This is a genomic window from Sphingobacteriales bacterium (genome assembly GCA_016706405.1).
Taxonomy (GTDB): Bacteria; Bacteroidota; Bacteroidia; order Chitinophagales; family UBA2359; genus BJ6.
In genome coordinates this window covers 217,675-238,360 of sequence record JADJJT010000003.1, presented here as the reverse complement: position 1 = coordinate 238,360, position 20,686 = coordinate 217,675, and the positions used below count along the sequence as shown (strand labels likewise).

General features: G+C 40.2%; 16 protein-coding genes. 10 read left to right on the top strand and 6 right to left on the bottom strand.

Annotated features, from left to right (window positions below; genetic code table 11):
* Positions 1 to 12: 12 nt before the first annotated feature.
* Positions 13 to 2,709 carry an LPS-assembly protein LptD gene (locus IPI59_12865; protein ID MBK7528414.1) on the bottom strand — a complete coding sequence of 899 codons (2,697 nt, stop codon included), beginning with the start codon at positions 2,707 to 2,709 and terminating at the stop codon, positions 13 to 15.
* A 190-nt stretch (positions 2,710 to 2,899) separates the two neighbouring features.
* Here IPI59_12865 and IPI59_12860 point away from each other — a divergent pair, with 190 nt between their 5' ends.
* Both IPI59_12860 and msrB read left to right on the top strand, forming a co-directional pair.
* Entirely contained in the window at positions 2,900 to 3,784 is an 885-nt protein-coding gene (locus IPI59_12860) for an N-acetylmuramoyl-L-alanine amidase (protein MBK7528413.1), read from the top strand.
* Positions 3,785 to 4,082: 298 nt separating this feature from the next.
* Positions 4,083 to 4,640: a peptide-methionine (R)-S-oxide reductase MsrB gene (gene msrB, locus IPI59_12855; GenBank protein MBK7528412.1), complete on the top strand. Its 558-nt coding sequence runs from the start codon at positions 4,083 to 4,085 to the stop codon at positions 4,638 to 4,640.
* Positions 4,641 to 4,650: 10 nt separating this feature from the next.
* Here msrB and IPI59_12850 read toward each other — a convergent pair whose 3' ends face one another.
* The 4 genes from IPI59_12850 to IPI59_12835 all read right to left on the bottom strand — a co-directional run bounded on the left by IPI59_12850 (position 4,651) and on the right by IPI59_12835 (position 11,332).
* On the bottom strand, positions 4,651 to 7,332 hold the full coding sequence (locus IPI59_12850; protein ID MBK7528411.1) for a S8 family serine peptidase: 2,682 nt from the start codon (positions 7,330 to 7,332) through the stop codon (positions 4,651 to 4,653).
* A 143-nt stretch (positions 7,333 to 7,475) separates the two neighbouring features.
* Positions 7,476 to 8,633 carry a radical SAM family heme chaperone HemW gene (gene hemW / locus IPI59_12845; protein ID MBK7528410.1) on the bottom strand — a complete coding sequence of 386 codons (1,158 nt, stop codon included), beginning with the start codon at positions 8,631 to 8,633 and terminating at the stop codon, positions 7,476 to 7,478.
* Positions 8,634 to 8,768: 135 nt separating this feature from the next.
* A complete protein-coding gene (locus IPI59_12840; GenBank protein MBK7528409.1) occupies positions 8,769 to 9,956 on the bottom strand; it encodes an aminotransferase class I/II-fold pyridoxal phosphate-dependent enzyme in 1,188 nt (395 codons plus the stop codon).
* A 263-nt stretch (positions 9,957 to 10,219) separates the two neighbouring features.
* Positions 10,220 to 11,332 carry an acyloxyacyl hydrolase gene (locus tag IPI59_12835; GenBank protein MBK7528408.1) on the bottom strand — a complete coding sequence of 371 codons (1,113 nt, stop codon included), beginning with the start codon at positions 11,330 to 11,332 and terminating at the stop codon, positions 10,220 to 10,222.
* A gap of 255 nt (positions 11,333 to 11,587) precedes the next feature.
* Here IPI59_12835 and IPI59_12830 point away from each other — a divergent pair, with 255 nt between their 5' ends.
* Positions 11,588 to 12,232 (top strand): WbqC family protein, encoded by a 645-nt coding sequence (locus IPI59_12830; GenBank protein MBK7528407.1) that lies wholly within the window; start codon positions 11,588 to 11,590, stop codon positions 12,230 to 12,232.
* A 17-nt stretch (positions 12,233 to 12,249) separates the two neighbouring features.
* Here IPI59_12830 and IPI59_12825 read toward each other — a convergent pair whose 3' ends face one another.
* The gene (locus IPI59_12825) at positions 12,250 to 13,302 is read right to left on the bottom strand and encodes an FKBP-type peptidyl-prolyl cis-trans isomerase (GenBank protein ID MBK7528406.1); all 1,053 of its coding nucleotides are present in this window, start codon (positions 13,300 to 13,302) and stop codon (positions 12,250 to 12,252) included.
* Between the two features lie 251 nt (positions 13,303 to 13,553).
* Between IPI59_12825 and IPI59_12820 the strand changes: the two genes are divergently transcribed.
* The 7 genes from IPI59_12820 to IPI59_12790 all read left to right on the top strand — a co-directional run bounded on the left by IPI59_12820 (position 13,554) and on the right by IPI59_12790 (position 20,685).
* Positions 13,554 to 14,198, top strand: a complete 645-nt coding sequence (locus IPI59_12820) for a sterol desaturase family protein (GenBank protein ID MBK7528405.1) — start codon at positions 13,554 to 13,556, stop codon at positions 14,196 to 14,198.
* A gap of 52 nt (positions 14,199 to 14,250) precedes the next feature.
* The gene (locus IPI59_12815) at positions 14,251 to 14,925 is read left to right on the top strand and encodes a response regulator transcription factor (protein ID MBK7528404.1); all 675 of its coding nucleotides are present in this window, start codon (positions 14,251 to 14,253) and stop codon (positions 14,923 to 14,925) included.
* Between the two features lie 149 nt (positions 14,926 to 15,074).
* Positions 15,075 to 17,435 (top strand): LysM peptidoglycan-binding domain-containing protein, encoded by a 2,361-nt coding sequence (locus IPI59_12810; GenBank protein MBK7528403.1) that lies wholly within the window; start codon positions 15,075 to 15,077, stop codon positions 17,433 to 17,435.
* A gap of 145 nt (positions 17,436 to 17,580) precedes the next feature.
* The gene (locus tag IPI59_12805) at positions 17,581 to 18,351 is read left to right on the top strand and encodes a hypothetical protein (protein ID MBK7528402.1); all 771 of its coding nucleotides are present in this window, start codon (positions 17,581 to 17,583) and stop codon (positions 18,349 to 18,351) included.
* A 22-nt stretch (positions 18,352 to 18,373) separates the two neighbouring features.
* A complete protein-coding gene (locus tag IPI59_12800) occupies positions 18,374 to 19,087 on the top strand; it encodes a heavy-metal-associated domain-containing protein (GenBank protein MBK7528401.1) in 714 nt (237 codons plus the stop codon).
* Between the two features lie 49 nt (positions 19,088 to 19,136).
* On the top strand, positions 19,137 to 19,484 hold the full coding sequence (locus IPI59_12795) for a hypothetical protein (protein ID MBK7528400.1): 348 nt from the start codon (positions 19,137 to 19,139) through the stop codon (positions 19,482 to 19,484).
* On the top strand, positions 19,396 to 20,685 hold the full coding sequence (locus IPI59_12790) for an NAD(P)H-hydrate dehydratase (GenBank protein ID MBK7528399.1): 1,290 nt from the start codon (positions 19,396 to 19,398) through the stop codon (positions 20,683 to 20,685). Before IPI59_12795 ends, IPI59_12790 begins: the two co-directional genes overlap by 89 nt.
* Position 20,686: the final 1 nt, after the last annotated feature.

The following is a 20,686-nucleotide window of genomic DNA, read 5'->3' as shown; positions in this document are numbered from 1 at the left end:
TAGGGTGCGAGGTTAAAAGTCGCGCCAGTTGCGTTTACGGCTTAGTTTGAGGTCTTGCAGGGTGGGCGATTTTGCCCGTAAAGTAAAATCGTAGCGTTTATATTGCCCAAATGGTGCAATAGTGAATAATATTTCCCAGCAATGCAAATCGCGGTAAATATCTATTGATGTGCGCGAAATATCTTTATTTGTAAGGTCGTAGCCGGTGCTAAATCCAATTTTCCATTTATAGGTTAAATTAATATCACCATTGAGTGCAATGGTTTGGGTAATTTGATTTTTGGTGATGCCGTTCGATGTTTGCGGCTGCACATTTAAGGTATATCCGGCAGATAAATTCCATGGTATCTCCCAGTTTACATAATTTTCCGGATTTAAACCAATAGCTTCTGCCTCTTCTTCATTTATTCTGTTGTCGGTAGTGTTTGGCGTAGTACTTGGTTGTAATAAGCCCTCGCCGCGCCTTGCCCCACTGCTATTTGCCTGTGCCTGTGCCTGTGTTTGTGGCTGACTTGCGGTAGTTTGTTTGTTTTTTGGTCTAAGTGTGGTGTTAATTGTTAAATTTGTGCCGTTAAAACGGGCTAATTTTTTACTGTCGTTCCAAACCAAAGTATTTAGCCTTCTGCCATTGCTGTTAATAATATAAGGGTCGTAACTTGCACTCCAAATAATACTTACAGCGCCGTTAAACAAATTTGTCCGGGCACTTAAATTTATCATTTGCCAGTTTAAGCTGTCGGCGGCCAAATTATAACCTGATGCAACTGAAAATTGGTCTATCAGGTTAATTTTCTTTTTGATTTCGGTGGTATCTATTTTGGGGCGCATTTTCATTTGTAAATTATTGCCAATTGAAAAGCTAATTGTTCCGGATTTTCCGGAGCCAGGGCCACCAAATGGCATACCTTCAAAAATGGAGTAGCGGTAGTTTGTATCTAAATTTAAATATTTGTAAACTTCTTCATTTTGTCCGGAAATATATTGGCCGTTTTCATCTTCAATTTGTTGATAATAGCCCCAAAACGGGTCGGCAAAATTAGGGCTATACGAAAAACCAACCGAAGGGTTTACCTCGTGTCTAATGCCAGCAATGCGCCCACGTTTAAACAAAAAACTGCCATAAATACGAGTCGAAAGTGAAGTCGAAGCACTAAAATAGCGCGTTGAAGCAAAACCTTTGTCTTTAATGGTTTTTAAATGCGGCAAAATTGTATCTGTTTTTGTTTCGCCGGTTGTAGTAGTTATAGTTTCGTAGGTGGTGTCGGCAATAAATACTTTGCGGGTCGATTGCGGATACCAGTTTTCGGTATAATTAAAGCTTGGTGCTAAATTAAAATATTTAAACAACTTAAAATCGGTGCGCAAACTTGCTTGGTGCGCCATGCCCGCCTCTAAATATTCGAGCGCCTGTTTGGTAAGCAGCAAACTATCGGCGGCTACAATTTTGGCCAAGGCGTTGTTGTTGTAATTAAGGGCAATTTTTTCGTACCACCGTTGTTTGCCTACTTGTATTTTGCGTTTAAAGGGGTTAATGCTTCGCATATTAAGCGTAAGGCGCGGCAATGTAAGCGTGGCAATGCGGGTGTTTGTGTTTTGGTCGTGGTTGGCTTGGGCGGTAAAACTAAACGGGCTATGCGGAAAAGTATAATTAAAACTTATTGACGAATTGTAGGTATTGGTTAGCACATCTTGGTTTGATACTTCGTAGGTGCGGGTGTAATTATTGCTTAAAAAACGCACATTGGCCGAAAAACGCCTGTAAGGATGTGCCTTTTGGTCTTGGTTGTGCTGCCAACTCACTTCAAAATTTTTCGACTTGGTAAAATCGGGGGTTATGGGGTCGCCATTTTTTGCCATGCCATAGCCAATATTAAAATTGCCATTAAAACGATACCGGCGCACATAGCGGCTCAATAAATTTAATCGCCAGGTGCCGCGGGTATAAATATCGCTGGTAAGTTCAAAATCGGCTAAACGGCCAAAGCCCAAATAAATGCCGCCGTTTCTGAAATAATAGCCCTGTGTTGGCGAAAAACCCCAGCTTGGTAGTACAATTCCGGATCTTTGCCCTTTTTGAATTGGGAAAATTCCAAATGGAAGCACCAACGGCGTAGGCACGTTTTGGATGGTAAGTTGCGCCGGGCCCGAAACAATTAACTCGTTGGGTACAACTTTTACTTTTTTTAATGCAATGTGAAAATGTGGCTCTTCTAAATTACAAGTTGTATAATAATTGTGGTAAGCGTAAAATTCGTTATCCGGACTTTTTTTAACCTGCTCGCCATGTAAAAAGCCATCGCCTTGTTGTGTTACTACGTCATTAATTCGCCCTTTTTTTGTTTTAAAATTGTACGATAGCTCGGTGGCGTTAAAAACTTGCTCGCCTTGCGAAAAAATAGGTTTCTCTATAATACTTCCGGATGAGTCGGCACGCCCTATGGCAGCAACCAGCTTGGTTTTATTATTTAAGTCAATGAAACCGGCTTTAAGGTTCACATCTTTTTGCGTAACCTCGCCTTGCCCGTAAATAAAAGCTTTTTCGTTGGTAAGGTCGTAAACAATGCTGTCTCGTGCTTTGTAATTTACGGGTGCATCAAAATTATCGGTAGCTGTTTTAAGCCCTTTCAGGTCAATGCTATCTAAGGGAGCAACAGCTAACGAGTCGCGTTTTATCGTATCAGTTTTTCCGGATATTATAGTTGCTGGCAATGAGTTTTGCGCACTTAAATCAGACCTGAAAATAAGATGGGAAACGTATAAGCTACAAAAAAAAATTATTAGCTGCAAAAATTTAATACTAATTTTGTCGCTTTTATCGCTCAACATGAAAATAAGATAAGGCTTGGCAATTTTGCTATTTACCACAAAAGTAATAAATACATAGCTTATAACAACGTTTATGCGGGCACAATATTTTACCCCAAAAATTTTTAAGGTTTTTTCAGCAATCATTTTTACCATTTTATTGGCACTCTTTTGCCCAAACCCATTGCCTTTTGCCGTAGCCAAATCAGCTACTCCATCCTCAAACACTGTAGTTGAAAGCAATTTGGTTAATAAAAGCAATACCGATTTATGTATTCAAACACCCCGCGCCCTTAAAAAAATTATTATTGACCCCGGACATGGAGGTAAGGATCCGGGTTGTAAGGGCAAATTGTTTGCTGAAAAAGATATTAATCTGCAAGTTGCTTTAAAACTCGGTGAAGTTATCAGGCAAAATTTCCCGCAGGTCGAGGTCATTTATACGCGCGATATTGATATATTTGTACCGTTATGGCAACGCTCGTTAATGGCTAATAAATATGGCGCCGATATATTTATTTCAATCCATTGTAATTCACACCCAAAATCAAAAAGTGTTCGGGGGTCTGAGGTTTATATAATGTCAGAAAATATTGGGGCCACCTCATTTACCGAGCAAATTGAAAACGAGGTAATAAAATTGGAAGAAAATTACCAAAATAAATATAGTTTTGATCCAGCCGAACCCTTAGACCCTGCAACTCGGGCAATTTTAGGCGAAATTTTTAAAGCCGACAATATGGATCAAAACACCAACTTGGCAAGCCTTATTTCCAATAAATTGTGTGTTTTGCCCAATTTGCCTTGCCGCGGCGTAAAACAAGGCAATTTTTGGGTCTTGTACAAAACAGGTATTCCAAGTGTATTGGTAGAAATTGGTTATTTGAGCAATGCTACCGAAGAGCTTTATTTAGGTTCAGAAGAAGGGCAAAACGAAATTGCAAATGCCATGTTTGACGCCTTACTGCTTTTTTACTAATTGACAATTTAAAAATGTATCTCTGCGTTACGTTAAGCGGAAGTGAATTTCTATCCGGAGATCAACGACCGTTATGATTTAAAATCCGGATGGTAATAAACTTTTTCAGCATTTAGTTCGTTCTGGAAAAACATATATTCGTTTAAACTTTAACTGAAAAATAACTGTTTTCTGTCAGAGCAAGCCTAATCGCTTTGCTCCAATTCATCCGGATAATTTTTATCGGGATGAAGAAATTTAATTAAAATTGTGCTAAAATTTGTTTCAAATTCTTCACCCAATTCACATTCATAGTATCATGTCATTTTCTTCTTTCCTACTTAGCGTATTTGTTATTTTAGCCTTATTATTAAACAGTTCGTGCAGTATAAACAGTCAAAATCCATCTTCACAAAATGGCGGTGTTGGCGCCAATGCTAACCAGCAAAAAAAGAGTACAGAACAAAACCTGCCATTTGCTAAAATTATTAAAACCGATAGCGAATGGAAAGCCCAACTTACCGAAATGCAATATTACGTTACCCGTCAAAAAGGAACTGAAAGCGCCTTTACGGGCAAATATAACAACCACCACGAAAAAGGTATTTATACTTGTGTGTCGTGCGGGTTGCCTTTGTTTTCAAGCGGCGCAAAGTTTGATAGTGGTACTGGCTGGCCAAGTTATTACCAGCCCGTCAACCAACAAAACGTTGGCCAACACCTCGACAAATCACTGGGAATGGAACGTTCTGAAGTCGTTTGCAACCGTTGCGAAGCCCATCTTGGCCATGTTTTTGACGATGGCCCTAAGCCAACTGGCTTGCGCTACTGCATTAACTCGGCTGCGTTAGATTTTGAGCCGGAAAATTCAAAATAATTTCCCTCTTTTATTTCACTAATTTTTGATGGAAAGCGCTATGCGGCTGCCCAGCAAAATATCCGGATAAAAAATACATGCCGGCAGGTACGCCGCTCGTTTCAAGGCTTAGGCTATTAATTCCGGATGTTAAAATAAAATCTTTACTCACTACTTTTTGTCCTGTAATGTTTGTCAGTATCAACTGCAAGTTTGTAGGTTTATTGGCTACTATGCTTATAAATATTGAATTTGCAAAGGGGTTTTGTGCTATAAGTATGTTGTTTGGTGGCAACTGTGGAACTCCGGTGTTGGGTGTTATAATTATACAATAATCCTGCACTTCGCCAAACGAAAACTGCCCACACTCGGACGGTGCTTCTTTAAAACGCATGGCTACACGCATTCGGGTAAACCCCGGAGCAGCTGTGTTGGGGATAACTAAACTTCCTTTAATTGCTTTATTCCAGGCCTTTTCTGAGTCGTAGGCCAATTCGGCAACCGGGTTGAATAGGCCATCTTGGTCATAATCTATCCATATTCGCCAATATTCGTTAAAATTGAAACTGTTAAATCCGGGCGTAAGCTGCAGTTCGTAAACTTCGGTCGTTTGCAGGGTAAGGTCAGTACTATCAATAAGCATATAACCGCCGTCTTGCCCCGATTCGTGGGTATAATTGCCAATTTGCACTGTTTTAATATATTCTTCTTTGGCTTCAATATTGCCTTTGGCAGTGCAATAGTTGGCATCTAAACAGGTTCCGCAGCCCTTGGTTTGTATAACAGTGTTTATCGATGCCGATGCTGCTTGTGAGCAAATACTTACCAATTTAAAATGGTATTGCAGGCAACTGTCTAAATTTGGAACTGTTAAAAAAGTATCGGTTGTAGTTAGTGTTTGCCAATTTAGCGGCCATACGGGGGTATAGCTAAGTTCGTATTGTGTAACCAAAGCTTGGCTTTGCCAATTTACTGTTGCTGTTGTTTTGTTTATTTGCGATGCAAGCAGGGCGGGCGGTGCTTGGCAACAGTCGGCGGTGGTAAACACCCCCGAAGCACTATATGGGCTTTCAATATCGTCTTCACAAATAGCTTGCACCTGAAATTCGTAGGTTGTGCAGGCCAATAAATTACTTATAAAGTAGCTGTTGGCTGTGGTGGTGGCAGTTTGCCAGTCGGCAGTTTCAATGGCTTTGTAACGCAAATTGTAGGTTGGGGCGGCAATAAACAACTGCCAATTTAAGGTGGCCTGCGTAGCAGTGATATCGTTTGCCTGTAAATTATAGGGTGCAATACATATTGTATCATTACACAAGGGGTCGGCAAGGGTTAATTGTAAAGCGTTAAAGGTGTTAAGTCGGCCATTGGTAGCGGTAATGCCCGTTAGCGAGGTGTTTGGGTCGGTGCTTTGTAAAATATAGGTGCGTACTGCTAAGGCGGCCTCATTGGGTTTTGATTTTGCCAAAGCGGTAAATCCGGGGCAGGCTGCGGCATACAATAATGCTATGGTGCCGGTTACGTGTGGGGCAGCCCCCGACGTTCCGCCAAAAGGTGCATATTTGCCGCCATCGGCAGTAGTGTAAACATCTTCGCCAAATGCGCCAAGGTCAATATGGGTGCTTCCGTAGCCGGCGGCATTTATTTTTATGTCTTTGTTGTTTACATTGGTTACGGCAATTAAATAGTCGCTGGGGCAAGTAGTTGGCAGGTCGCCCTCTACATCAACGTTTATGTTTAAATTGGCGGTAGCACCTACGTTTAAAACACCTTGCTCGCCAAGGGCATCGTACATTGTGCACCACAAGGGCGCGTCTGCGGGTTTGCCATAGTCTATTCCCCAAGATGCGTTCGAGGCTACCACAAAGGCACCTTTTTTACCGCTGGTTTCGTTGTACAATTTCCGGTTTGCTAATACATAGCCATACCCGGCCAAGGCTTCGGCCTCAGTCAGTTCGTCCATAACAACCACCATTAATTTTACGTTCCAGTTTACGCCGCAAACACCTTCGTTATTATTGCCTTTTGCCCCAACAATACCACAAACAGGCGTGCCATGCGAACCGCCAAAAAATCCACCGTCAATTTGGTCATTATTTTTGGCATTGTACCAACCTCGCACATCGTCAATATAGCCATTGCCATCGTCGTCTATGCTGTTATTGGCTGTTTCGTTGAGATTTACCCATAAATTGGGCGTTATATCCGGATGTGTATCATCCACTCCATCGTCTAAAATGGCTACAACAATTTCATCATTTAAAGGTGTAAAGCCTCCGGTAGTAATATCCCAAGCTTGGTCGGCATCTATATCGGCATCGGCAACTCCGCCGCTGTTGCCGTCATTAACGTATTGCCATTGATACAAAAAATTGGGGTCGTTGGGTGTTGTTTGCCTGCTCTTTAATAAGTGGTTGTATTGTACTTGCCTCACTCCCCGATGCCGAAGCATAGCTTGGTACAAGTTGTTTTGATTGGCAGCCTGATGCGTAAATAACCAAATATTAAGCGATGGTACAATTGCTTGTTTTAGGCAAAGATTATAAGCAGAAAATTCAGCAGCTATTTGGCTGGGGGTAAAGTTGTTTGATAGCTGAACCAATATTTCGCCCGGAATTTTGGGGAGCTTGACTGTTTGGGCAACTGTGTTTTGGTAAAAACTACTGTTAAGTATATAAATTACGAAAACAAAAATTAATTTTAATTTGCAGGCCATGTGTTATAAAGTGATGTGAGTGACTAATAGGTTGGTGGCTTTTGGCTGGTGGCTGATGAATTGGCAAATTTAAATATTATTTCTTAAAATCAAAATTATAAGTTTCATTATTTACTTTGTGAGGTGTAGATAGTGTATTGTTATTATTTATTTTCGTCTTTGTCAATAATAAAAAGTTGGCTTATAATACCATCTGAAACAAAACGGGCATGGGCTGCCAAAGCCAATACATGTGGCTGGGGCTTAACCATTTGTCCGGTTTCAACGTAGTTGTGTGCTGCCTTAACGAGGTAATTGGAATAAGTTTGCCCAAACTGTTGGGTTATCGTATTCAAATTACAGCCATTTAAGGTGCGCAAAGATGTCATAAGATATTCGTTGAAGCGTTGGTTAGTGGTTAGTTCTTCAACTTCGGCTACGGGTAATTGCCCCAACTCAATAGTTTTAATGTATTGTGGGTTATGGGCTATATTCCACTGTCGGGTAAGGCCGTTAAACGAGTGCGCCGAGGGGCCTATGCCTAAATAGGGTTTGCCCTGCCAATAACTGCTGTTGTGTTTCGCTTCGAAGCCCGGAAGCGCTAAATTAGATATTTCGTAGTGTGTAAATCCGTTTTGTGTAAGCGTTTGGCTTAGCATCACAAATTGTTTGGCGGCTTGCTCGTCGTTTGGTGGATTTACTTTGCCTTTTTGGATAAAATGGTACAATGCAGTGCGTGGCTCAACGGTAAGGCAATAGGCCGAGACATGAGGCACTTGCAATGCTATGGTTTGATTTAAATTTTGCTGCCACAAGGTTTGGTTGAGGGTAGGAGTGCCATAAATAAGATCGATACTAAGATTGGTGATGTCGGCATCTTGCGCACGGCGTACGCCATCAAGGGCTTGTTGGGCGTTGTGGGCGCGGTTCATAAACAGCAAATCGGCTTCATGAAAAGATTGAATGCCAATACTTAGCCGATTGATGGGTAATTGCCGCAGCATCCGGATATAATTTTTATCCAAATCATCCGGATTAGCTTCAAGGGTAATTTCGGTGTTATTTGCAAAGTTAAAATGTGTTTCGAGGGTCTTAAAAATTTGAGTCAACTCAATTTCGCTTAATAAGGAAGGGGTGCCTCCGCCAAAGTAAATGCTTTGAATAGAATTGTTATTTTCCGGCAGATAGGTTTGGCGCAAGGCAATTTCGCGGCATAAGGCAGCTACCATTTGCGCTTTGTATTTTAACGAGGTGCTAAAATGAAAATCGCAGTAATGACATGCTTGTTTGCAAAACGGTATATGGATGTAAATGCCTGACACGAAATAAATTATATAATTTGCCTTTATTATACTTTAAACACGGGAGATGTTTACTTGGGTATTTATTTTTCCGGATACTTTAAATAAGTTGGTTTTTCCACCCTATTTCATCAAGTATGATTTTTCGTTGTTAAATTAAATTCTTGTCTTACTTTTCATTTTCTCAACTGCATTTAGGGCATTCGAAAGGTCTTCAATAAGGGGTTCGGGGTCTTCGAGGCCAATGTATAGGCGCACAAAATTATAAGGTAAATTAGTGCGGCCATAATTTTCGCTTTCGTAAAGGCAGCATATCGGAAAAGCCAGCGACTCGTAGCCTCCCCACGAACACGCCAGCAGAAAATATTGTAAATTATTGCAAAAAGTTTCCATTTGTGCCAGCGAATCGGCTTTTATGGTAAATGATAAAAGTCCACCTGCGCCCCGCATTTGCTGTTTTGCCAATTTATATTGTGCCGATTGCTGGTAAAACGGGTAATTTATACTTTCTACAAGCGGATGTTGTGCTAAAAAAGCGACTACTTGTTGTGTGGTATTTTCTACCCGCTCCATCCGGATGGGCAAGGTGCGCAAGCCCCGCAGCAGTAGCCATGCGTCATTGGGCGAAATGATACTCCCAAGCGTCATAAATTCGTTTTCAAAAATTTTGCGAATGGTTTGGGCTTTGCCGCAAATTACACCTGCCACCACGTCGCTGTGTCCGCCAATATATTTGCTGGCCGAATGTACTACCATGTCAATTCCGAAACTAATTGGATTTTGGAAAATTGGCGAGGCGTAGCTGTTGCCAATAATAGTGGTAAGCTGGTGTTTTTTGGCAAACGAAGCTACTTCACTCAAATCTTGCAATTCAAAAGTCATAGAGTTTGGACTTTCTAAAAAAACAAGTTTGGTATTGCTTTGCAGGGCGTTTTTGTAATTAGAAATTGTTTCTCCGTCAATAAATGTGGTTGTAACGCCAAAGCGTGGCAACAAATTGTTTAGCAAATTAAACGTCCAGCTATAAGGTTTGGCAACACAAATTACGTGGTCGTTTGCTTTGAGTTGCGAAATAACTGCCATAGCAATAGCAGCGCTGCCGCTGCCGGTTATCAGGGCATCTTCGGCTTGTTCTAAGGCAGCAATTTTTTTGCGCAAAATAGCCACGGTAGGGTTGCAGCCACGTGTGTAAAAGGGTGTGTTTAACTCATCTTTTAGTGCTAAGCGAAGTTGAGCTATATTGGGGTAGGCAAAATTGCTGCTTTGAAAAATTGGAGGCGATACTGCGTGTAAATACTGTTCACGTTCTTCGCCTAACTGATTAATAATGTGCGATAAATCCATTTTTAAGATACGTGTATTTTAACTACAAAGGTAATAAGTATATTGACATATCTTAGGGTAGTTTTTGCTTTTGATCACATAATGATTGTTTGAAGTATGATTTCTTTGAAGTGAAACTTTTTATTATCCGGAATATTATTGCTTGAATAAATACTTTAAGTGATTAACGAGCAAAAATCATACAAACAACTAATAATCAATTATTTACACAAATTAATCTTGCCTTTATTATTTTGCATTAGCTAATTATGCTTAACTGCATACTAAAAAGCACAACCAATGGCAATCTCGACCATTTCGGCATTGCCATAGTGAGTTTTTAAATAAATGCCGCCGTACAAATTATTTTTCTGACGCGGTTGGTGTGTTTTGGGCAGTCTGTTTTTTGCATGGTATTGTAAACCAAGTTTGTTGAATAAAGTTTCGCGTTTAAAAAATACATCGTAAACGTAAAAACCTGTTACGGCGACGATACCCATGTTGCCAAATATTAACTCGTAGGCGGCGTATGGGGCTACTTTAACAGCCGATTTCCATTGCGGGGCTGGCCATGCCGCTTGAAAAACCGCATAATGGTAAATTCCGGTATAGTAACTACTTTCAACACCCACCATAATTTGCCCTTTGGCTGTTAAACGTTTTTGCAGGTAGGGGGCAAACATCCAAACACTAAATTTGGGGCCACCCGGCACCGCCCCCGATGTAAAACCATGCCCAAATCGCACGCCTAACTGCCATCTTCGCAAGGGGCGTTTAAGGAACGGTATCTTGTAGGCCTGTTTAATCGAGTCTGTAACATCAATTGGAGTGCTTGTGCTTTGCGTGGGTTGCCATAGGTAAAAACGCAAGCCCAAACCTGCTGAGGGTAAATTAATACCCAAGTTAGGAGACGAAGTGCGCCCATTTGAACTGTGGGAAAAACTAAAATGCCCCAAAACTGACCATTTTTGCCCTAAACGCCACTCAAGCGAAGTACCAATTAAAGTATAATTATTAATATGGCTGCCAATAACATTATTTGTTGGATTATTAGCTATGTCAAATTTTTTAGTTATATAGTTAAGACCTGCCCCAAACCTGAATTGCCAATTCAAATGTTTATTTTTTATAATTGAAAAATGTAAGGCAGGAAGCAAACCTACCGCAGTCCCAAATATATTGCCATTGCCGTACTTTGTATATGCTGCCGTAACGCTCCACTCCGGATACCCCCAAAGGGCATGCCAAAGGCGGCCTTTTGCCGGCGATGTGCGATGGGCAAAACTTAGCGCGTAAACGGTCGAATTTTCGGTAATATTAGGCTTAAATTTCCAAGTATGTTTTATAATGCGGCCTATATGTAAATTAGGTTCAATACTGTTATTGAAATCCGGCATTGCCCATGATGACTGTTGTGCCTTGCCAATATTAAATAGTAAGCACAAGAGGCTAATACAAAAGATGTACTTCCAATTTTTTCCGGAAATATTAAAGGGCAAAATAAGCCTCTTAAAGTAACGTTTTTTAGTTAAAGGGCAGGTAAGTTTAATTAAAATTGCCGTTATAAAACCTATCATACAGGGGCAAATATATAACTTATTTGCTGGTAAACACGCCAAATTTAGGGTGTATGTAGTACTTTTGCCAGCGTTATGAATAATTTGCCAATTTTGTTAGACGCACAGTATATGGGTAGTATTGGTTATTATGCACGTTTAATAACACACCCAAGCATTTTTATTGAAAAGTACGAGCATTTTGTAAAATCGTCTTTCCGAAACCGGGCCTACATTGCCACACCTAACGGAGTTTTAACTTTAAGCATTCCGATTGAAGGAGGCAAAAATATCCGGATGGCTATGCACGAAGTAAAAATATCAAATGCGTACAACTGGCAGCGATTGCATTGGCAAAGTTTAATTGCTGCTTATCGTTCTTCTCCTTTTTTTGAGTATTACGAAGATGCACTCTATCCGTTTTATCATAAACCTTATCAATATTTATTTGATTTTAATTTGGCTTTAACACGGCAAATCGTTCAATTATTAAAGGTTGATAAAATTTTACAAGTTACCGATAGTTACCAAAAAAATTACCCCGCCCACCTTATGGCCGATTTTAGGGCAGTTTACCACCCCTCTGAAAGCAAAAGCCATCCCGATGCAAATTATACGCCACCTGTTTATTCGCAGGTGTTTGAGCCTCAAACTGGCTTTTTACCCAATGTAAGTATTCTAGATTTGTTGTTTGCCGAGGGTAGGCATAGTTTGCAAATATTACAACAGGCAATTGTTTAACGTAGCTGTTGCTACCGCTATTTAACTTCGATGGTGGTGGGGGGTGCGTCTTGGCCTACTTCTAATTTGCGGCGTGGGGTAGCGGGCTGCGGAGTTGCGACAGGCTTTTTAGGGCTAATTTTTATGGAGTTCATGTTTTTCTTTTGACCTTTCGGCGTTTTGGTCGTCTCTTGCTGCAAATCGGTGGGCTTTACATCGGCAATAATGAGGTCGTATATTAATATAGAATTGGCCGGAATTGCACCTTTGGGTGTATTGCCATAAGCCAAATGCGAGGGTACAATTAGCCGGGCTTTAGCACCTTTATTTAATAGTTGTAACCCTTCTTGTAGCCCTTTAATTTGTTTTATCACTACATAATCTTCCGGAGCTAAAAGCGAGCTAACTTTTTTGCCAGTTAACAGGGTTATATTATAGGTCATGCTAACTTTGTCGGCTAACTTTATGCGTTCACCTTTGCCGTCTTGGTATATTTTGTAAAACAAACCCGAACTGGTTTGTTTCATTTCACTTTTGTTGTCTTTTAAAAATTTTGTAATTCGTTCTTCATCCTTTATCCGTTGTTCACTTACAAGTTTGTTTTTTTGTTCGTTCAAATCGGCCTTCGAAAAGGCATCAATCAAAGTAATATGGTAGGTAAATTTTTCGCCTTTTTGAACATAGGCGGGCAATTTTTCGCCAAAAAGGGTATCAACGGGAATAGTGAAGCTGGCACTATCGCCAATACTCATTTGGCTTAACCCCTCGTTGAGTGTTCCTTGAAACAAATTGTGGTTAAAATTAAAGCGCATCGGGCTGTCCGTGTACGAGTTGCTGATAATTGAGTCTCGAGCATTTACGCCTTGCATGTGTAATACAATATAGTCGCCATAAACGGCTTTACGGCCACCTTTTTGGGTATGTATTTTGTACGATACGCCGAGGCTGCTGGCTTTAACCATTTCTTTTAAAAAAGGTTTCTTGATTTTACCTTCTTTGTCGCTTGTATTTTGGCATCCGGATAAAGAAAATAACAAAATAAGTGTCAATATAGTAAAACTTACAGCTAATATGCTAAAATAGCGTTTCATACTTCGATAAAAATAAAAATAATTTTCCCTCTATCAACAAGTGTAATCTTGCTTTTTAGAAAAGTTAATGTTGATGTTTGCATGTTTGCTGCCACAAAGGTACAATTTTGTAATAGACTAACCAAGCCCCACCTGCGCAGTCCCATCTACACAGCACGTTATTGTACTTAGGTGGCGAAGTTGAACCTAAATTTGGCAAACAAAGTAATTTGTTGTAATTTTGTACTTGCATTTTTATATTTAATTCCTTTATGTCTAACAAACAATATATATCTAATAAAGATGAAAGTGTAACGATGTTTGCCAATCCTTTGTTAAACAAGCTGTCGAGGGTGCATTTTACCGTGCCACTTATTTTGTTTTTGCCTGTAATTGGTTGGCTGCTTTATCAATCTGTAATCGTTGCGCAGCACAGTTTAACACAAATACTATTGCTTTTTCCAGCCGGTATTTTCGTTTGGTCGTTTGTTGAATATACTATCCATAGGTTTGTGTTTCATTACCATCCTACCAGTAATTGGGGAAAACGCTTGCATTTTATTTGCCATGGTGTTCACCACGACTATCCAAACGACTCGTGGCGGTTAGTAATGCCGCCCGTATTAAGCATTCCGCTGGCAAGTTTTTTTTATCTTTTATTCAGGTATTTATTTACTGCAATTTATCCCGATGCAACCTATTATCACCCTTTTATGGCTGGTTTTTTATTGGGTTATTTGGCCTACGATATGGGGCATTATGCCATGCACCATTTAAATTTACCGTATGCCTGGTTTAAAGCTTTGCGCAAACACCATCTGGTACATCATTTTCACGACCCCGACCGCGGTTATGGCGTTAGCTCGCCGTTTTGGGATGTGCTTTTTGGCACCAACACACTCGATAAGAGAAGGTAATTAAAATTTACTTTTTTACCCTTAACTTAACCGATAACTGTTATACAAGTTTATGAAAATTTTAATTGTAGAAGACGACACCGCGCTGCAAAATGCCATGGTAACATATCTGTCGCGCGAGTCGTTTGTTTGTGATTCGGCTTTTGACTTTACCGGAGGTCTCGAAAAAATTACTGCCAATAACTATGAGTGCATTTTAGTGGACATAGGTTTGCCCTTTGGCAGCGGCATGAGTTTGGTGCAAGAAGCCCAAAAAATGCAACTCCGCTCGGGTGTAATAATTATATCGGCAAAAGACTCGGTGGACGATAAGGTTGCCGGCCTAAATTACGGTGCAGACGATTATTTGGTGAAACCTTTTAGCCTGTCTGAGTTGAATGCCCGCATTAAAGCCGTTTTGCGCCGAAAACAATTTGAAGGACAAAAAAATGTGGTTGAGGGTGAAATAAGCATAAACACAGATAGACACGAAGTTACGGTTTTTAACGAAATACTAACTTTAACTCCTACCGAATACAAACTATTGTTGTACCTAATTGCCAATAAAAACCGGGTTATTAGCAAAAACGCTTTGGCCGAACATGTTTGGGACGGAATTTTAAACGATGAACTTTTTGACTCGTTATACACGCATATTAAAAATTTGCGCCGAAAATTAATTCAAAAGGGTTCTGCCGATTATATTAAAACAGTATATGGCATTGGTTACAAATTTAAAACTGACTAAATAATTAATTGGATACTGAAGCTGTGTTTCCGGATTTTTTCCGGAAATTATTCGGTTTTTAATCTAAAATCAAATTTAAAAATTAAACATTGATATAACAAGGAAAGCCTTATATTTGCCCTTAAGTTCGTTTAAAATAGTTAATAAATATGACTTATACCGTTCAGGCAGGCGATACCTTGTATAAAATTGCCATAAAATTTAGCTGCACCATTGACGCACTTAAAAAAGCTAATAATTTACTAACCGATGCCCTTGCGTTGGGGCAAATACTTAAAATACCCGGAAGCAACTCTAACGGCGGAAACCCGTCTAACTACACCATTTATATTGTAAAACCTGGCGACACCTTGTATAAAATCGCCACCGAACATAAAACTAGTGTAGAAACTATAAAATCGTTAAATAATTTATTAACCAACACCCTTTCGGTTGGCCAGCAATTAAAACTGCCCGGAGGTGGGAACAATTCCTCAGGAAACCAAGGCGGCAACAACAACACTGGCGGCGGTGCCGATGCACCCAAAACTACTATTTATACGGTAAAACAAGGCGACACCCTATTCAAAATTGCCCAACTTTTTAATATTACTGTCGATGTTTTGCGGAGTTTAAATAATTTAACAAGTAATGCCTTGACAATTGGCCAACAACTTAAGGTGCCAATATCCGGAACCGGCAGCAGCAGTGGTTCGTCATCTTCCGGAACCTCCGGAAATAATACAAACAACAACAGTGGCGGCAATTCAAATTCTAACAATACTGGCAATAATACAAACTCACCCCCCGATACCACAACCACTCCAATAGGCAATTTTTCCTTCAAATTTGCCTACCAGCTTAAAGGCTCGGTGGGCTTAGATGGCGATAACTATGCCGATGACGTGCGCCGCGTACAACAAAGTTTAAACGCCGCCGCCTTTTTAAGCACTGCCCATCTTGACCTTGAAACCCCCACCGAAACAGGGCAAGCCATAATCTCAGCGCAGCGATTACAGCACACTATTGCCGCCATAAAACAATTTTGCAAACTCAGCGAACACCTGCCCGACCCCCTTGTTGAGCCCCAAAGTCAATTATTAATGCTTTTGCAAACGGCCATTCTCTTCCCGGCTGCCAACGATAGGGCTGCCATTTTAACAGCCCGCAACACCATAGGACTTACAACAACCAATGCTGCCCAATTTTTAGAGGCAGGAATTACCGCCCCTGTCGGCAACTCGGCAACTGGCAACCGTTCAGCCGATGTGGTTAAAATTCAAAAAGCCCTCGTACATTGGCAGTTTTTAAGCGAATGGCATGGCGAAACACCCATAGAAACTGTAGTTTCTGCTGCCCAGCTACCTAAAACTATTAATGCCATCAACGAGTTTCAGGCAAAATATGTAAAAAAATGGTTGGCATTTACAAATATTGTTAAAAATAATGTTTATAGTAACGGTATTATTGCGCCAAACGACCTAAGTTTTCAGGTATTGCGCGATTTTGCCAAGTATGCACTCAGTTTTGTAACACCTAACGGCACGTCAAAAAAAATTGCCTTTAATAACTATGTTCGAAGTTCGGCAACTCAATATTTATCCGGAATTTCGTATGAAGGCGAAGCAACAGTTAGCATGTCGAGCGCGTCTTCAGAGGCTGCTCAGTTTGGTATAACTCCCTTTGAAATAAAAGTGCTCAAAGCTATTTCGGCAAACGAAGGTAATTTTGATGCAATTAATTCTTATGATAAAGCAGTTTTTTCGTACGGATTTATTCAATTTGCCGGAGGCGGGCGCGGCTTGCCCCTTTTAATGGCGGCGTTTAAATATTTTTATCCGGATGCTTTTCAGCAGTGCTTCCAACAATATGGTATAGATTGCGAATACAATATAAACGAATTCGGTATTGACGAATCGCGCATTTGCGTTTACGATGCCGAAAGCCACCGCTTACTGCGCGACCCCGAATCGGAGGTTTTACTGCGCGATAATAAACAATTAACAGGCGTTTTTATTAAAGCGGCCTACGACCCTAAAATGCAATTGACCCAATTAAAAGTTGCAAAAAATAATTATATAATACCGGCACTAAGCATAAAATTAAAATTTGATGTTCCGGTAGTAAAAGCTTTGGCAGCCGACAAAAAGACGGTAACGGCAGTACATGTTGGTGCTAACTCGTTTTCTTTTAAAAATACTTCCGAGTTTAATAGTCTTTTAAGCGCCGGACGAATACATGAGTATTTAGTTAGCTTTGCTAATGTACCCATTACACAAATTATACGGTCGGAGTTGGGCTTAACAGTGCTTTGTGATATTACCGTCAACAGATGGATTGTTTCGGCTGCAAAAATATTTATAGATGCCATAAAAAAAGTTGCCGCCGCCGATAAATTAGACAGTGTTGAAAAAATAAAACAAATAAACGAGGCGAAAATTGTTGAGGCAATTATTAGTTTTGGTATAAGCCCCGCCAGCGACCGCGCCCAGGCAATTAGGGCAGTTGGCAATTTAAGTACGGCAAAATAGCGAAAATGATGGCCGAAAATACTATTTTTGTGGACAACTTATAATTTAGGTTCAAATTGTACTAAAATGCCAAAATAGGCAAACTTTTTGTGCCTTATTACAAGCATACATAATTTTGCCCCAAAGTAGTTAAAAGCACTAATAAATGTTTAATAATCTTTGTTTTGTTATAGTTAGTGTTGGCTTTTTGCTTCGTTTTGCAGCTTGTTCTGCTTCGGTACAACAAACCATTATTAAAAAGCCCGAAGTACAAACCGCCATTATAAACCGCTCAAATACAGATCCAAAAATTGAAGCACGAGCCGAATATCCGCGTCTGCGCGTAACAACAAATACAAATTTATACAATATTGCAATACAAGAAATTGCCGATAGTATTGTAAATCAGTTTTTTGACGATGTAAATACAGCCGCTAAAGTATCGCCAAATATTTATAAAAATAAAGTTAGCAAAATTACACTTCGCTACGATGTTGAAGTTTTAGCTGATAAATATTTTGGGTTTCGGTTAATTGCCGAATATGAAGACCCAGCATTACCCAAAGTCCGGATGGAACAAAAAGGATTCGTTTTTGATTGGATCTCCGGAAAAAAATTAGCACTAAGCGATTTGATATATGTCAATGATTCTTCTTTGCAAAAATTAAGCTATTATTGTCAACAACAAATTGCCGAAAATACTGCCTTAGACGAAACAAAAATAAATGAAAGAAAAATAGCGGCAAGTACTACCCCTAATTCCTATAATTTTAGTAATTTTACTCTTGCGCAGTCATCTTTGCGCATTCATTACGAAGCCGTGGACATAGGACAGTCGGTGGCTAATGATGGCGTTTGGCTGACAATACCTTTAGACAGCATCAAAACAATTGTGCTGCCCGAATTGCTAACCATACTTGCAAAGCCCATCGAATAACAATAAACACACCAAATTAATTATGAAAACCTATCTTTTTATTTTAGCCCTGTTCGGATTCATACCTACTCCAATATTATATGCCCAAACTAACGCTGCCAACGAAACCTCAAAAGCAGTTATTACTGAAGAGGAAAAAGAACATGTCCGTTTTTTAATTCGAAAATATGAACATAATGTTCGCTTGCAACTGTTTACCGCCGCCGATGCTACAAAAATTGAAGCCTATTTGCGCTCGTTGGTTGGAGTTCTTGACTGTAAAATAGATGTGTTAGACAAACTTGTTCGGGTAACAGCTGAGCCCAATATGCTTAATTACGACGAAATTTTTCACGACCTAACACGTATGGGGTATAAAATTGTAGCGGTACATGCCAATAAAGTCGTTTTTTCGAAAACTCGCGATGCCTATACCAACGTAAAAATTAACTCGCCTCAACCAGACGGCTCGAATACGGCAACTACCGCACCCCAAATTGACCCCAATTGCGAGGACTGCGCAAAAGTAAAAGTCAGCGAGGCAGTAAAAAATAAATACAGCGATCCGGCAAAATACGGTGGCTCGGCAATAAATTTTGGTTTTCCGCCCAAAAACGCTGAAACCAATAACAGTCTAAATGAAGGAGATGATAATGATGGACACGAAGCCAACCCTTATAGTAAGGCGCAACAACTCGAAATGCTTAAAAACAAAAAAATAAAAGCCGATAGTCTAAAAATTATTAATCCTAACTAATGATTTGCTGCCTAAATAAGGTGCATCTAATTTAAAAAAACTCTGTTCGTTGCAAAAAATACTAACAACTACCCAACTACAACAGGCCGATGCCTATACCATTGCCAACGAACCCATTGCAAGTTACTTGTTGATGGAGAGGGCTGCAACGGCTTTTTTTAACCTATTCTTACAACTCCCATGCGTCAATAACACCAACGACAAACCTGTTCATATATTAGCCACTACCGGAAATAACGGAGGAGATGGTTTGTGTGTGGCCTATTTATTAAAACTTACCGGATTTAAAGTCCGCGTCAGTATTTTTTTTGGCAAACAGCCACCCGAACGATTTTTCCTTTTATTACGACAAAATTACAAGTCAAAATACGGACAACCACAATCCCATTTTTTTTGAAAAATTTAATTCAGATGCCAATGATGCAACAGCCTCTTTTCCGGAATTTAATCCGGATGAAATTATTATTGATGCCTTATTTGGCACGGGCTTAAACCGCCCTATTTTATCCGGATTTTATGCCAATCTAATAACGCATATCAATAACAGCAATGCCATTACCGTAGCCATTGACCTGCCTTCGGGCTTGTTTGCCAATCAACACACCCCCGACAACGCTTTTATAGTAAAAGCCACCTATACCATCAGTTTTCAAACGGTAAAATTAGCTTTTTTGTTGCCTCAAAACCACAGGTTTGTTGGCCAATGGCAGGTTGTAGATATTGGTTTGCACCCCTTATTTTTACAAAATGTAACTGCAAATTATTTCTACCTTACCCAAAATTATATCGCCAAAACGCTGCAACCTCGCAATAAATTTGCCCACAAAGGCAATAACGGGCGCGTACTAATTATTGCCGGCTCAAACGGTTTAATGGGAGCAGCAATATTGGCATCAAAAGCTTGTTTAAAAACAGGCGCAGGTTTGGTAACAGCCTATATTCCGGCAATAGGCTACACGGCCTTACAAACAGCCATCCCTGAATGTATGGTAAAAACCGACGATTGCCATACGCACCTTGCCAATCTTCCCAATGCCGAATTTTTACAAAATTTTAATGTAATTGCCATAGGTCCCGGATTAGGCCAAAACCCACAAACGGCAAATTTACTACAACAATTACTGCAATGGGCTACAGAAAATAACAAACCCCTGTTAATTGATGCCGATGCCATTAACCTAATAGCCAAACATAACCTTATTAATTTGGTGCCGCCCAACAGTTTGCTTACACCTCACTGGGGCGAGTTTCACCGCTTGCTGCCGCATACCCCCGACAACGACTTTGACCGATTGGCTGAACTACAAAAAATCGCCTCGAAACATAAAATATATATCGCCTTGAAGGGGGCGCATACTTGCATCGCTTTTCCGGATGAAAAACTTGTTTTTAACAGTACCGGAAACCCCTACATGGCAACCGCCGGAAGCGGGGATGTATTAACCGGTATGATTGCTTCGTTTTTAGCGCAAGGCTATTTGCCCAACGAGGCAATATGTTTGGGCGTTTTTTTTCATGGCAAAGCCGGCGATGCAGCCCATTTAAAATTGCACAATATCATTGCCCGCGAACTTATTGACCACATTTGTATTAAATAAA

Excerpts from the sequence above, each read along its gene's own strand:
- IPI59_12820 (MBK7528405.1), top strand. The coding sequence starts at position 13,554 with ATGTCTAACAAACAATATATATCTAATAAAGATGAAAGTGTAACGATG.
- IPI59_12840 (MBK7528409.1), bottom strand. The coding sequence starts at position 9,956 with ATGGATTTATCGCACATTATTAATCAGTTAGGCGAAGAACGTGAACAG.
- IPI59_12800 (MBK7528401.1), top strand. The coding sequence starts at position 18,374 with ATGAAAACCTATCTTTTTATTTTAGCCCTGTTCGGATTCATACCTACT.
- IPI59_12810 (MBK7528403.1), top strand. The coding sequence starts at position 15,075 with ATGACTTATACCGTTCAGGCAGGCGATACCTTGTATAAAATTGCCATA.
- IPI59_12860 (MBK7528413.1), top strand. The coding sequence starts at position 2,900 with ATGCGGGCACAATATTTTACCCCAAAAATTTTTAAGGTTTTTTCAGCA.
- IPI59_12835 (MBK7528408.1), bottom strand. The coding sequence starts at position 11,332 with ATGCCGGATTTCAATAACAGTATTGAACCTAATTTACATATAGGCCGC.
- IPI59_12830 (MBK7528407.1), top strand. The coding sequence starts at position 11,588 with ATGAATAATTTGCCAATTTTGTTAGACGCACAGTATATGGGTAGTATT.
- IPI59_12815 (MBK7528404.1), top strand. The coding sequence starts at position 14,251 with ATGAAAATTTTAATTGTAGAAGACGACACCGCGCTGCAAAATGCCATG.
- msrB (MBK7528412.1), top strand. The coding sequence starts at position 4,083 with ATGTCATTTTCTTCTTTCCTACTTAGCGTATTTGTTATTTTAGCCTTA.
- IPI59_12805 (MBK7528402.1), top strand. The coding sequence starts at position 17,581 with ATGTTTAATAATCTTTGTTTTGTTATAGTTAGTGTTGGCTTTTTGCTT.
- IPI59_12825 (MBK7528406.1), bottom strand. The coding sequence starts at position 13,302 with ATGAAACGCTATTTTAGCATATTAGCTGTAAGTTTTACTATATTGACA.
- IPI59_12850 (MBK7528411.1), bottom strand. The coding sequence starts at position 7,332 with ATGGCCTGCAAATTAAAATTAATTTTTGTTTTCGTAATTTATATACTT.